The organism is Citrobacter sp. Cpo091 (assembly GCF_030332645.1).
Taxonomy (GTDB): Bacteria; Pseudomonadota; Gammaproteobacteria; order Enterobacterales; family Enterobacteriaceae; genus Citrobacter; species Citrobacter portucalensis.
Map to the genome: position 1 here is coordinate 1 of NZ_JAOWHL010000028.1, position 13,249 is coordinate 13,249.

Annotated in this window: 9 protein-coding genes and 1 pseudogene; 5 read left to right on the forward strand and 5 right to left on the reverse strand. The window is 44.9% G+C overall.

The features are described from left to right. Positions 1 to 53: 53 nt before the first annotated feature. Positions 54 to 1,214 (forward strand): IS30-like element ISCfr4 family transposase, encoded by a 1,161-nt coding sequence (locus OGY04_RS03430; RefSeq protein ID WP_286584749.1) that lies wholly within the window; start codon positions 54 to 56, stop codon positions 1,212 to 1,214. 776 nt (positions 1,215 to 1,990) lie between these two features. Here the strand turns inward: OGY04_RS03430 and OGY04_RS03435 are convergent. The 3 genes from OGY04_RS03435 to OGY04_RS03445 are packed head-to-tail and all read right to left on the reverse strand — an operon-like array spanning position 1,991 to position 4,816. Beyond that, a complete protein-coding gene (locus OGY04_RS03435) occupies positions 1,991 to 2,710 on the reverse strand; it encodes a DUF554 domain-containing protein (protein WP_286584751.1) in 720 nt (239 codons plus the stop codon). Next, positions 2,707 to 3,321, reverse strand: coding sequence for a UbiX family flavin prenyltransferase (locus OGY04_RS03440; RefSeq protein ID WP_277201530.1), 615 nt, complete (start codon positions 3,319 to 3,321; stop codon positions 2,707 to 2,709). Before OGY04_RS03440 ends, OGY04_RS03435 begins: the two co-directional genes overlap by 4 nt. Positions 3,322 to 3,331: 10 nt before the next feature. After that, a complete protein-coding gene (locus OGY04_RS03445) occupies positions 3,332 to 4,816 on the reverse strand; it encodes a UbiD family decarboxylase (protein ID WP_286584755.1) in 1,485 nt (494 codons plus the stop codon). Positions 4,817 to 5,004: 188 nt separating this feature from the next. Here OGY04_RS03445 and OGY04_RS03450 point away from each other — a divergent pair, with 188 nt between their 5' ends. Both OGY04_RS03450 and OGY04_RS03455 read left to right on the forward strand, forming a co-directional pair. After that, entirely contained in the window at positions 5,005 to 5,886 is an 882-nt protein-coding gene (locus OGY04_RS03450) for a LysR substrate-binding domain-containing protein (protein ID WP_172408787.1), read from the forward strand. 826 nt (positions 5,887 to 6,712) lie between these two features. Beyond that, positions 6,713 to 7,657, forward strand: a complete 945-nt coding sequence (locus OGY04_RS03455) for an ArdC family protein (protein ID WP_172408788.1) — start codon at positions 6,713 to 6,715, stop codon at positions 7,655 to 7,657. Positions 7,658 to 7,816: 159 nt separating this feature from the next. Here OGY04_RS03455 and OGY04_RS03460 read toward each other — a convergent pair. After that, positions 7,817 to 8,218: pseudogene (locus OGY04_RS03460) on the reverse strand (site-specific integrase); the annotation flags it as partial. Between the two features lie 282 nt (positions 8,219 to 8,500). Between OGY04_RS03460 and OGY04_RS03465 the strand changes: the two are divergent. Both OGY04_RS03465 and OGY04_RS03470 read left to right on the forward strand, forming a co-directional pair. Continuing rightward, positions 8,501 to 9,295: a glycosyltransferase family 32 protein gene (locus OGY04_RS03465; protein WP_286584758.1), complete on the forward strand. Its 795-nt coding sequence runs from the start codon at positions 8,501 to 8,503 to the stop codon at positions 9,293 to 9,295. 15 nt (positions 9,296 to 9,310) lie between these two features. Beyond that, positions 9,311 to 11,512, forward strand: a complete 2,202-nt coding sequence (locus OGY04_RS03470; RefSeq protein ID WP_286584759.1) for a family 16 glycosylhydrolase — start codon at positions 9,311 to 9,313, stop codon at positions 11,510 to 11,512. Positions 11,513 to 11,790: 278 nt separating this feature from the next. Here the strand turns inward: OGY04_RS03470 and hchA are convergent, their stop codons facing one another. Next, entirely contained in the window at positions 11,791 to 12,642 is an 852-nt protein-coding gene (gene hchA, locus OGY04_RS03475; protein WP_172408791.1) for a glyoxalase III HchA, read from the reverse strand. Positions 12,643 to 13,249 lie beyond the last annotated feature (607 nt).

Sequence of the window (13,249 nt, forward strand, 5' to 3'; positions counted from 1 at the left end):
TGTGAGTTCAATGGGTCGATGCAACGCTATCCTTAATCAAGGGGGACGTTGCCATGAAACGAAGAACGCGCATTTACTACACGCCTGAACAGAAAGCGATTATCTGGGACAGATATAAGCAAGGTGATTCCCTGCATGATATCGCAAGGATGTTCGACAGATATCATTCTTCTATCATGCCCACTATCCACCAGACTGGTGGATACCGTCCCCCTGTCCGAAAGCGACACCGATTAGCGCTTTCGCTAGACGAAAGAGAAGAGATATCCAGAGGGCTGGTAGCAAAACGCAGCATCAGGGACATCGCTGCCAAATTATCAAGAGCGCCCTCAACGATTAGCCGCGAGGTCAGTAGGCACGGTGGTGCAAAACAATACCGTGCAGCAAAAGCCGATGCTACTGCGTGGGAAAATGCCCTGAGACCAAAACCTTGCAAGCTAATTGAAAGCCCCGCATTGTGTAAAATTATTGCAGAGAAGATGCATCAGGACTGGTCGCCGGAACAGATCGCCGGTTGGCTGAAACGCTGTTATCCGGATAATCAGGAAATGCATGTGTCACACGAAACGATTTATAAAACGCTTTTTATACAAACCCGGGGAGCATTAAAAAAAGAGCTGCAGCAATGCCTTAGAAGCGGAAGAGTCGTGCGTAGATCCAGAACGTCATCGCTTAAAGGGAAAGGATTAGGGTCAATCCCGAACACGATACCTATCAGCGAAAGGCCACCAGAGGCGGCTGACAGAGCTATTCCAGGTCACTGGGAAGGTGACTTGATTCAGGGCTCGAAAAACTCCTATATCATCACCCTCGTAGAACGTCATTCCCGTTTTGTTATGCTGGCGAAGATCAGAGACAACAAGACCATAACAGTTATATCTGCACTCATCAGACAAGCCCGGGAATTACCTGCTGAGCTTTATAAAACATTAACTTGGGATCGTGGCGCTGAAATGACCAGCCACACACGATTTACTATAGCGACAGACATTCAGATTTATTTTTGTGATCCTCAATCTCCCTGGCAACGTGGCTCAAATGAAAATACGAACAGATTGCTCAGACAATATTTTCCAAAAGGAACTGACTTATCGGTTCACAGCCAGCAAAGACTTAACAGTGTTGCCAGACAGCTCAACGAAAGGCCGAGAAAAACGCTAGACTATGAATCACCAGCAGAACGGTTCAATAAGTGTGTTGCGTCCATCAGTTGAACTCACAGTTCAAAGCTGACTCTCAACACCCGAAGGAGATCTTTAGGTGTTGTTTAGTAAACTTGGCCCTCACTCCTTCTGGTGAAAATCGTAATCCGATTGCGTAGGGTAATTACATCCCGGAATCGGGCTAGCATTACAGCCCCCTAAAGGCGTTGTTTGCAAAGGTTCATGTTTATCTGAGTAACTATATTCCTGAATGTGTTGCTCCGAATTTACGGATTGCCTTGTAGAAAAGGGCTGTTCTGGCGGTGTGCTTTGAAAGGCGTACACCTGAGTTGCACAGAGCCACAGTAAGGGCGGTAGGGTGCAGCGGGTGAGTACATTCATATATTCTCCAGACAAAAATTATACCAATTATATGATATATCCGATTGACTCAATAAAGCGTTAACGATGAACGGGAAATATAAGACCAGGCATAGATCTCAACATGCCGATAGTCGCCGGGAAATATTGTGCTCAGATTTTTCGTTAATGCTCATGGTCAGGTAACAAGGGGCGCTGCAGTAATGACTTATGAACCTAATAAAAAATTTCGGCACGACACTTTATCTTTTTATTCATAATAAAATCTCCTTTTTTTTGTGTTAATTACCCTCCGGATGTTTCGGACATTGGATGCCCGTAACACCCGGGGGCTGCGGGTGCGGGCGGCAAAGAGCCCGTGAAGATGCCCGGAATGAATGACAAACCCCCTCAGGAATGAAGAAAATACATAATCAATGCGGGGTACGCCGCTTTGTTGACCACTTTTACTGAAGTACTTTTCTATCTCAGAAGTAGGTTGTCCAGAAAGAGGAAACTGGCATCGCCAGTACCAATGCAGGAAGCATACTGGCTACCGGGAAGACCTTGATACCGGAAATACGCAGGCCAGTCGCCACCATTAGAACGCCACCCACAGCTGAAAAGTCGGCCTGCATAGCAGGCGTGGTCAGAGGTAATATATGTATCGCGCTGTATGCGAGAGCTAACTGGATGATAAGCTGGGGGACAGCGACTAATGCCACGGCGTAACCAAGGGTTGTGGCAAAAATGAGGGCTGTCAGCAAATCCAGGAACGCTTTCGCGATAAGGATACTCGAGTCCCCGGTCATGCCTTCGTGCATCGCACCAAAAATACCGGTGCCACTGGCACAAAAAAGGACGATGATCGCTACATAGTTTTGTAAAAACTGCGCCTGTGAGTCTTTGTCTCCGGGATCGCTTTTCACGACGAGCTCCACCAACCCACGGGCTTTTCCGCCCAGCTGGTTTATCCCTTTTTCCAGATAGCAGAGTTCGCCCACCAGTGTGCCGAGAAGGACGGAGAGAACCATGACGGGCATATGGCTGACACTTGTCACCAGGACGATCCCCATACACAGGGAGGCCGCACCAAAAATGAGCGGCATTGAAGTACGTAACCTTTCAGGTAGACGTGAGCTAATGATGGCGCCTGCCATCCCGCCGATCACGACGGCAGAGCCGTTAAGCCATGGGCCTGTAATCATAGCGATTTACTCCTGTTATTCAGGTTGGGCGTTTCACCCCAGCGCGGCAATGTGTCGCAATCAAGGTCGAGTAAACTCAGCGCCCGCGCAACACTATGGGCGATGATGTTCTCAGTACTGGCAGGGCGTGCATACCAGGCAGGCACGGGGGGAAAAATGATGCCACCGGTTTCGCTAACCTGAAGCATGTTACGAAGGTGCCCGGCATGCAGCGGCGTTTCCCGGACCATCAGAACCAGCCCCCGGCGCTCTTTCAGGGTTACATCGGCTGCCCGCACCAGCAAATTACTGGTAAAGCCTGCCGCAACAGCGGCGAGGGTGTTCATCGAGCAGGGGGCAATCAACATCCCGGATACCCTGAACGAACCGCTGGCGATGTCGGCTGCAATATCATCAAAGGGATAAATTACATCAGCCAGCCCATGAACGTCGTCTTCTGACAGAGTGGTTTCCAGACTGCGGGTCAGATGAGCGGCAGGAGAAATCACAACGTGACTTTCCACGTGAAGTTGTCGCAGATAATGCAGGGCCTGCACTCCATATAAAAAACCGGATGCACCACTGATCCCAATGATGACGCGCTTGCGAGGAGCACATTCAGATGTCGACATTATGGCGTCCTCAGTACTTGAAGTTATCCGGGAGGAAACGACTGATCTCGACCTCCATGAATTCGCTGCGGCGAAACTGGCCTTTCATCGTGAACGGAACGGTACAGTCGAAAATAGTTTTACAGGCGATCCCGTGGTCGCGGACGGAGTAACTAAAAGCCGGGTCAGAGGACGGATCGAGGGGATGGCACCTTACGCCGGGTATGAACACCGTGCTGATATCCCCCTGATAGCGTGTCGTCATTGCCCATATCACGTCATTGAGATCGAAAATATCCACATCGTCATCAACCAGAATCACATGCTTGAGTTCCGAGAATGCGGAGAAGGCCAGAAGAGCCGCCTGGCGCTGACGACCTTCATCGTTTGGCAGACGTTTTTTCACCTGCAATACGGCAAGATATTTTCCGGTCCCGGGTGACGGGCAGTGAACATTTTGCACAAAGCCGGGAAGGGCGCGCTCCACCAGTTGCAGAATACTGGCCTCGGTGGGGATCCCTGCCATATTGGTATGCTCGTCACTTGGACCAATGCAGGTCTGTAGAATTGGGTGACGGCGGTGGGTGATGGCTTTCACTTTTATCACTGGCACCATTTGCTGTGCCTGTCCGGTATAGCCGGGGAATTCCGGCATGGCTTTACCACTGTTGGTATTTTGATCCTCCCTGACCCGATAGTTAGGAATGAGTTCCCCCTCGATAACGACTTCGGCGTTCGCAATGGCCCGGGCATTCACGGTCAGACACTGGCACAGCTCAACAGGCTGTTTACGCAAGCTCCCTGCCACTGACAGTTCGTCAAAACCAAGTGGAGTTGTGGGCGGTTCGAAGCAGGCACCGATTTCAATGGCTGGGTCAACACCAATGCTGATCGAGATGGGAAGTGGGGCCCCATCTTCCTCTGCTTTCTGACGGAACAAATCCAGATGCCGACCGGGAACGAAGTACATGGATATTTCATCCCTGTTTTGCACGCACAGTCGGTGAATAGTGATGTCATGCTCGCCGGTATGTGGATCGGCGGCGTAGCACATACCGAGAGTGAAGTAAGGACCGGCATCCTCCGGCGTATTCGTGGGTGCTGGCAGGATATTGAGGATACTGAAATCCGGATCGGATGCCAGATGGACTACTTCCTGACAGACGGCATTTTCCTGCGGAATAACGACAGGACTTATCGGGGTGCTTACCGCGTCTTTCAGTAAAAAGGCCAGCTTATCGGGTGTGGTATTCAGTAGCCGGGCCACGCGTTTTCGCGAGGCGAGAAGACCTATCAGCACTCGCATATCGGTATAGCCTTTAATCCGGTTAAAGAGCATGGCTGGACCGATACGAGTCGGACGCATGACCGTACCGTGTGCCCCAATGTAGCGGTACACCCCTGACAGTTCTGCACTTGGATCAACGGGTTCATCGGTTTCGATAAGCTCATCATCAAACTTGCGCAGTACGGCCAGCGCATTGCGTAGGTCAGTCACTTTTTGTGTTTGAGACATTACGTTTTCCTCAGTAAGTCGCCGGGAGACAGCATGCCCGGTGTGCTTTTATCTTCATCCTGCAGGCAATCACAGGACGAGCCGTTACATCACTGACAGTATGTGAGGCAACATAAATCCCCGTCTAATCACATTAACGACGTTTTTAATGTGGGATTGTTATCGAAAAATAGTGATTGGAGGAACGTGTGGACTATCGGTATTTGCATGCATTTGTGGTGCTTGCCAGAGAACTGCATTTTGGAAAAGCCGCACTGCGGCTCAACATCACGCAGCCAGCCTTAAGCCGTCAGATTAGAGTGCTGGAAGATCAGCTTGGCATGGTGCTATTTACGCGTGATCGTCGTCATGTGGCGCTGACTGTGGAAGGAACTCAGCTTGCAGCGGAGGCGCGGAGCGCCGTCAGTCATTACGAAAAAATGCTGAGCCGTGCGAGTAGCCTTCGAAAAGGCTATAAAGGACAACTCATACTGGGTTATGTCGGATCTTCCATTCTTGATCCCGCCCTGACACGGTTAATCACCTGTTTTCGCGAGACTAAACCGGATGTTGAGATTGTTATTGAGGAGCACAACGTTGACGAACAGCTCACCCTCCTGCTCGACCATCAACTGGATATGGGGCTGCTCCGATCGCCTGTTCCGCATTTTGCCAACCTGGACTACGTGGATATCGCCACCAGGTCACTCATCGCCGCAGTACCGCACACGCATCCGCAGGCAGGAGTCGGTAAAATAGAGCTGGAGACGTTGTCCGGGGATACATTTATGATCCAGAAAGATCCGCCCGGGGTCGGGCTAGGCTGGTCTGCATTACATGCCTGTGAGATGGCCAGTTTTGTCCCACCCAAAATCTATTTTACTCGCGATGTTGCGGTGGCTATTGGCATGGTGTCGATGGGAATAGGAGTTACGCTGGTGCCAGAAACCCAGCGTTCTGTAACGTTGCCTAATGTCTGCTACTGCCTGCTGCACGATCCCGAGGTCACAACGACCTTAACGCTTTGCTGGCCGAAATTCAGGAAAAGCAGGGAATTGATAGAGTTTGTACGCTCTTTAACGCTTGGTTGAATCTTAAGAAGCTGCAGTTGAGTCATAGCCAGCGATCAAAATTGAGAAGACAAAACCGGGGAGAGGTGCCCGCAGTTTCTGCCCCAGCTCCCATCTTCAGGAAGATGTGTTTCAGGAATGCATTCGTGATGCTGGGGATAGCGGCAAGACGATTTTCTCATCGGGTAACTCTGCGGTATCGGAACAGTTGACGACGGCAGGGTGGTGAATGGGAACCTCAGGATGAAGCGCTCGGGCAAGAGGGATGGACTGTGCTGAAGAGAACACTGACAGAACGAGCATGATGCTTGCAAAAAGGGGACTCTGGATATTCATTGTTTATCTCCTGATGATATTCATCGCTCCAGAGAATACGCTTGCCACTCTTTTTATTTGTTTTCCTGAATTAAAAATGCCCGGTTTTATGTGGTTCTTCCGTAAACGTTATTACATTAATTAACATCTAGTTTCTATCTCCGAAATGAGGTAAAAAAATAATTGTCGTGGTTTTTATCAAACAAATTTACCGGCAGTTCAGATCCGAACTAATACCTGGAAATTCAAACCCCAAACCCCAAACCCCAAACCCCAAACCCCAAACCCCAAACCCCAAACCCCATTTCACCGCTGGCGTGTAAGGGGCTCTATATCTGTTTATTCAGGGATAGTTTTTTCTCCCGTGTGATTTCCGTTCATGTATCTGCTTCCGGTTAATCGTTTCCCAGCACAACCCGTCCCGCAAGGGTAAATGGCACGCCTGCTGCGCCCTTGCGGGATGGAACGATGCCGGGAAAGCGAACCGTCAGGCGATACGAAGACGAAAATCACACCACTGACGGAGAAAAAAATGACTATGTCCCTGCATACCAAGATAAGTGCCCCTAACACGACAGCGGCGACCAGCGTATCCTCGCTGGATCTGTCAGGCTCCTCAAAAACGAAATGTTCAACAGCCAGAACCGATATTTATCAGACTGTTACCGACAGCATAATTGCGGCGCTGGAAACCGGAGTAAAACCTTGGGTGTGTCCTTGGCAGCGAGCTCCCGGTATGTCCGGTTTACCGTCCAATTACGCCACTGGTAAGGCTTACAGCGGAATGAATATCATGTTGCTTTGGTGCAGCGCGTCAAAACAGGGATTCTGTGATTCACGCTGGATGACCTACAAACAGGCAAAAGCGGTAGGTGGGCAGGTGCGCAAGGGAGAACACGGCACTACCGCGATTTTCTATACCACGCTGGAAAAGGAAAATGATAACGGAGAAACTGACTATATTCCTATGCTGAAAGCATTCACTGTGTTTAATGTTGAACAAATTGACGGTTTACTCCTGAGTGATGATGCCGTTTTTCCGGCAGAGATCTTTGAGCCATTACCACGTGCAGAAGCACTTTTTCGTAGTAGCGGTGCAACCATTATTGAAAAAGGACAGAATGCTTTTTTTACACCATCAACCGACGAAATTCGCTTACCTGAACGGTATCTTTTTATTGATGCTGCTAATTTCTACGCAACCGGCCTGCATGAGCTCGTTCACTGGAGTGGGGCAAAAAGTCGGCTGAACCGTGAAATGAAAGGGAAATTTGGTAGCGAGGGGTATGCGTTTGAAGAGTTGATCGCTGAGCTGGGGAGCGCATTCCTGATGGCGGATCTGGGGATAGTTGGAGAAGTTCAGCATGACAGTTATATCGCTTCCTGGCTTAAAGCACTGAGGAATGATAAACGCTATATTTTCAAGGCCGCCAGCGCGGCATCGAAAGCACATCGCTATTTGATGGATAAAAGCTGAGTAGCAAAAAGCCGCAAAGGAATGCGGCTTAATGGGCTGGGGGTACTAAACCAGTAAAGGTTTAGTCAGTAATATTAGTGAAGCAGAGCAAGTACCGAACAGTCATATTCCTGTAGTGGTATTAAGACAACCTTAAGAAGGGACTGATGTATAGCTACTCTTGTATACCCATCCATGGAAAATTCGGTTGTATTGCCGGGTTGATATGTGCAGGTTGGTCCCGACCCAAGAAGTTTTTACTGTGAAAATTGTCAAACTATATCAATGTGGTAACAGCTTCTCTTGTCCCTTTGGTTATTTCAAATTGGACCGGGCTATCTGTTGCAACACGGTTGCTCTGCTTGAAACAGAGTTAACATATGCAACATCAGATACTTTGAGTTTGATCAGATCATAGCCTCGTAGCTTACTGTCCAAGGTCATATTGAACAGAGTTAAATCGCACATTTTACCTTCCATTTCAAGCCTGATTCGGATCCCCCCTGATATGAGATATCTGAAGTGGTCTTTTTGGTCAGTGATACTTACAATACGGTCTTTGTCCCACGGTGACGTGTTCATACTCAAAGCTCCTGTAATGTTGGAGATTTGAGCATGGTTATCCCTCATGAGCGAGGAACGGACAATGTCCCTTGCGCGATCCAAGATTGATTTTTCTTATTAAATTAAGCTATGGCTGACCTACGAACGATAGGCAAAATGCTCCTAAAGCTACGGCTTATGACAGTAAAAAACATATTGATAAAAATCTGAGCTGGTTTAGAATGCTATAATGGAATAATTATTTATTTTCGGCCTTCAGTTTGATCATTTTTAGAAATCACCCTTTTGAAGGAATCTACAATGGAATCAGAAGAAACGAAAGAAGAGAGTTATCAACAGCGTTCGGAGTTTATCAGAAAAATAATTCAACAGCCTGTTGAGGGTGTCATATCTTCATGCACTATACCAAAAAAAATAATTCAATTTTGGGATTCATCCAATACTATCCCTAATGATGTCAGACATTGCATGAAATCATGGCGTATCTTAGAACCTTTTGGGTATGAGTATTTACTATATGATTTCGTTAGCGCCCAAGAATTTATTAAACATAATTTGGGTGAAACATACAGTGAAGCTTTTGCCAAGTGTACTCATCCTGCTATGCAATCAGATTATTTCCGATTATGTTATATCTCGGTAAACGGGGGATTTTATGTTGACACTGATGATGTTTATCTGGGTAGTGAGATAAGTAGTTTTTTCACGGATGATAAGTTAAAAATACAACCTTTATGCTACGATATTTCCACCGATTCTATGATTCCACCAGAAATTTTTACAAAGGAAAATACTTATGAAGAATCTTGGATTTTTTATTTCAACAACAACCCGTTAATTGCTCCGCCTCATCATGTTATCATTGCTAAGGCACTAGAGCAATCCACATACTTACTTAATAAATCAAGCTATCCTCTCACAGATATTCAGTCAACAACTGGTCCTGGTAATCTATCTAAATCTATTTTCTCGTGTCGCGAGGAAATAGATTTATTATCCCAGATTACGGTAGTATCAAACTGGCAAGATATTGCAGAAACTAAGTGGGATTTAGAATACAGAGCTGATTCTAGAAATTGGCGCTTGATGAATTAACATGGATTTTTAATAATGAACATTAAAAATAATTTGAAAGGCATTAGCCGTTTTTTTTATTCTTTTTACTTACGCTCTCGGTTACTTCTCCCAGCGCAAAAATCATCGACCTTTAATACATTAAATCAGAATGAAGGCGTTATTAGCAGGATTTACGCTATAAACTTAGAACGGGAAGCGATTAGATGGGCAGATTTAAATAAAGAACTGGGTAAAATACTAGATAAATCTAATAAAAAATTAACGAGCCAATTAACCAGATTCTCTGCTATAAACGCCAAAGAAATGTCAGACATTCTCAATGAGGAAGAGGTTATTCCTTATTATACTTTAGCAGACCAGTTGTACGTTGACCCTCAACCAAAAATCTTACCCGATAAATTTGATCTCGATGTCCCTATAAAAATGAGTAAAGCGGAAATTGCTGTAGCATTATCGCATCTAAATGTTATTAGGCTTGTTGCAGAAGGTTCTGATGCATATGCTTTAGTGCTTGAGGATGACGTGTATTTTGAAAGAGATTTTGCCAAAACCTTAGATGCTGCTTGGTCTGAAATGATTCAAGCTGACAGATCTTCACCTGGTTTTGATATCTTATATTTGTCATTTAAAGAGGTTATGAATGGCGCGAAAAAGAAAATTATTTCGAAAAGCATATTTAAACCAGAGCGAGGGTTATGGTATTTTTCAGGATATGTATTATCTAAGAAAGGAGCAAATAAAATCCTCTCACTCCTCCCAACTTATGGACCAATTGACTTATGGATAAATCATCAATTTGAGAAACTCGATGTGAGGGCAGTATATAAGTCGATCATTTCTCAGAGGTTGGATTTTAACTCTTCAAATTCCTATTCAATATTACCTACCTTAGTGAAGATTGGTATTATTGACAATGAAAAAGCTTCCAGTTTTAATGAACTTCCAAATTATTGGCCTGTTTTTGCATTTGGTGTAAGTGGTTCGGGTATTTCTTCTTTGGGTATGGCACTATCAATGCTTGGCTATAAGTGTTGTAGTGATATTGATAGACTTCCCAATGCAGACTTAAAAAATCTATTAAGTAATTCAGAGCAGAATGAATTCAATGCTTATGTAAATGTTGGCTGTCTCAGTAAGTATATCGGCATATTAAAAAAACAATATCCAAAAGCAAAATTTATAATTACCACGAGTGAATCAAAAGAAATCGAAGATGTTATTTTTAATATAATTGAGGAGATCGTTGATACTGACTATGTTGTATTGCATTCAGATGAAAAAAACAAATGGAAGGTTATATGTGAATACCTTCAATGCCCACCACCTATTTCAGCGTACCCAGAAATGGCTGACATTATTCCTAGGCAGATTATAGATATCACCAGTGCAGCACAAATCAATAATTCAGAAATTAACATGATACATGACATTTCCCCTTGGATATTAGAAAGAAAGAATTTTTCAGGAAATGGTTTTTTTATAAAAGATAATCCGAAGAGAATTGAAAAAGAGCTTGCTGATTTCTTCATTAATGATTCACTACAAAATATTAATAATAACTATTGGGAAATTCGCGATGATACTTTCCCTGGAAATCTTGGACTGTTTCGACCTCAAAATGTGATTCAAAATGATATTAGTGGTTTAGGTCTTGTAGTTAAGGAGGAACAGTTAGGCGTTAGAGAGTTTAGTGCTGCTGCGATTTCAAGTAGAATGAAGTTCCTATATGGCAGATTTGAAGTGTCCCTACGAGCGGCAAAAGTTGCAGGGATAGTAACCGGCTTCTTTTTACATAGAGATTCGCCTCGTCAAGAAATCGATATTGAGTTTGTTGGAAATCGATCTGATCATATGTTGATCAATGTTTTTTATAATCCTGGTGATGAAGGTGCAAAGTTTGATTATGGATATCGTGGTACACCAACTCTTATTCCTTTAGGTTTTGATGCTTCTGAAGAGTTTCATGATTACATGATTGAATGGAGTCCTGATGAGATAAAATGGTTTGTGGATGGAGTTATGGTTTATCGTAGAGGAGTTTGGGGGCCTACACCTATACCTCATTTACCCATGACCCTTCATGCTAACACTTGGCCAACCCGTTCCAAGGAACTGGCGGGACGTCTCCACACGCGTTCCTTACCCTGTATCACTTATATTAGGAAAATATGTATTGATGCAACAATGGATGTTAATAATCCAAAATTAAATGACCAGACAGTAGTGGCTGGTTAATCATTAGAGTGAAAAGTAAATCTTAGTAAGGCACTGGTAAAAATGTAGACACTATCAGTGCCTTAGTAGTTATCCCTCTGGATGGTTTTTTGACAATAATTTCCGTTTCTGGCACGGAACGGACAGAAAGCAGGGCCACCAAATCTCTCACGAGCCAAAAACCTAAATTATGATCTGACAGATACATGTATCAATGAAACTGTCGCTGTCAGATCAATTACGCCTTACTATCTGAAAATTATTTGATTTTCTGCATCGTGCATTCAAATTAACAATGTTCAGGAGGCATAAACTGAAAGGAGTTCTTTAGCTGCCAATTGACCAAGTGCGTTGGCTGCAAAAGGACTGTCACCTGTCAGTACCTTACGATCTTTGTATACGCTTCCTTTAATATCATCATTAACAATATTCATCCCCATTTGCTTAAGTGCATCGCCAAAATACCATGTGAGATGGCCCGGCATATAACCAATGTCAGGCGTCTGCTTATCAGCTGAATCAGGGAAAGCGCAAATAGAATACTCTTTTAGAGGGTTTTCACCATTGCGCAGCGAAAGGAATGCTGCTGGGCCATGGCAAAGGGATATGACGAAGCGGTCATTGTCCATGAACCAGCGAAGAGTATCGGCTACTGCGCTGCTTTCTGGCAGCCCAATCAGTGCGCCGTGGCCACCAGGAATAAACACGGCAGCATATTCACTTTGCTTGTTCAGGCTATTCAATACATCAGACAATTTTTCAGGATTTTGGAACTTGTCTCTATACCGGCTGAAAAATGGCATAACTTTCTCATCCTTGTGCGGCATGGCCCAGTATTCGAACTTTGTCATGTAACCTGAGATTGTCGCAATGTCAAAATCAAAACCAGCAGCATGCAGGTGATACATTGGAATAAGCGTTTCAACAGGATGGTTTCCCGTTGAGAAAAGAGCCCCGCTATCAGTCATCAGGTAACGCTCATCCGCAGCGATGACCAGCACCTTCTTCCCTCCCATGCACTGTTTGGGATAGTCGTAGTCACTAAGGTCAGATACGGGGCTGGTAAACTGACTAAGGGAATAGTCAGAGGGGAAAAATGCGTTTTCTTCAGCATGATCCACTTTCGGATGTTTACTTTTATCATTTGTCATTACGTATTCCTCGTTGATTGGTGTTAACTCTCTTTCTCGGGCCTGAATTCGCCTGTTATATGGGCGACCAGGATAGCCTGAGTAGTGGTAGTCTCTTCCATACGGTTGCGTACGTATCTCAGGTGATTTGCTACAGCATGCGGAGATAGTCCCAGTAAACCAAGAACCACTTTAGCTTTTGATGACTCATACCCCCAATCTGAACACTCCTTTAATACCCATATTGCCGAATACAGGAATCATAATGTCGTGCAAAATACCACTAACAAAATTATGACAATTTAATAAATTTGAACGTGGCTTTGTGTTCCAGTTTTATGCCAGGAGAAATCATTCGATATCTTTATAAAATATCGTTCTAACTGTAAGTAATTAATATGATTTTTCTCATAAAAAAAACTTAAAATCAGTTAACTTCAGCCCGGAATATGCGTTCACTGAGCGGCCTCTTCATGAACGAAACCGAGAAAAAATAGGCTACAGTCACAACCACACTGTAGAGCAACTTCTCTCACGTGCTGTTTCAGAGAATAGATCTTCTTGCATCTGAAGAATGGTATCCAGAGCTATCCTGATCACCCCTGAATGCAATAGTTGCGTATACTAG

What these genes read in the sequence shown, in the direction of transcription:
- OGY04_RS03430 (WP_286584749.1), top strand. Translation starts at nt 54, where the DNA reads ATGAAACGAAGAACGCGCATTTACTACACGCCTGAACAGAAAGCGATT.
- OGY04_RS03435 (WP_286584751.1), bottom strand. Translation starts at nt 2,710, where the DNA reads ATGATTACAGGCCCATGGCTTAACGGCTCTGCCGTCGTGATCGGCGGG.
- OGY04_RS03440 (WP_277201530.1), bottom strand. Translation starts at nt 3,321, where the DNA reads ATGTCGACATCTGAATGTGCTCCTCGCAAGCGCGTCATCATTGGGATC.
- OGY04_RS03445 (WP_286584755.1), bottom strand. Translation starts at nt 4,816, where the DNA reads ATGTCTCAAACACAAAAAGTGACTGACCTACGCAATGCGCTGGCCGTA.
- OGY04_RS03455 (WP_172408788.1), top strand. Translation starts at nt 6,713, where the DNA reads ATGACTATGTCCCTGCATACCAAGATAAGTGCCCCTAACACGACAGCG.
- OGY04_RS03465 (WP_286584758.1), top strand. Translation starts at nt 8,501, where the DNA reads ATGGAATCAGAAGAAACGAAAGAAGAGAGTTATCAACAGCGTTCGGAG.
- OGY04_RS03470 (WP_286584759.1), top strand. Translation starts at nt 9,311, where the DNA reads ATGAACATTAAAAATAATTTGAAAGGCATTAGCCGTTTTTTTTATTCT.
- hchA (WP_172408791.1), bottom strand. Translation starts at nt 12,642, where the DNA reads ATGACAAATGATAAAAGTAAACATCCGAAAGTGGATCATGCTGAAGAA.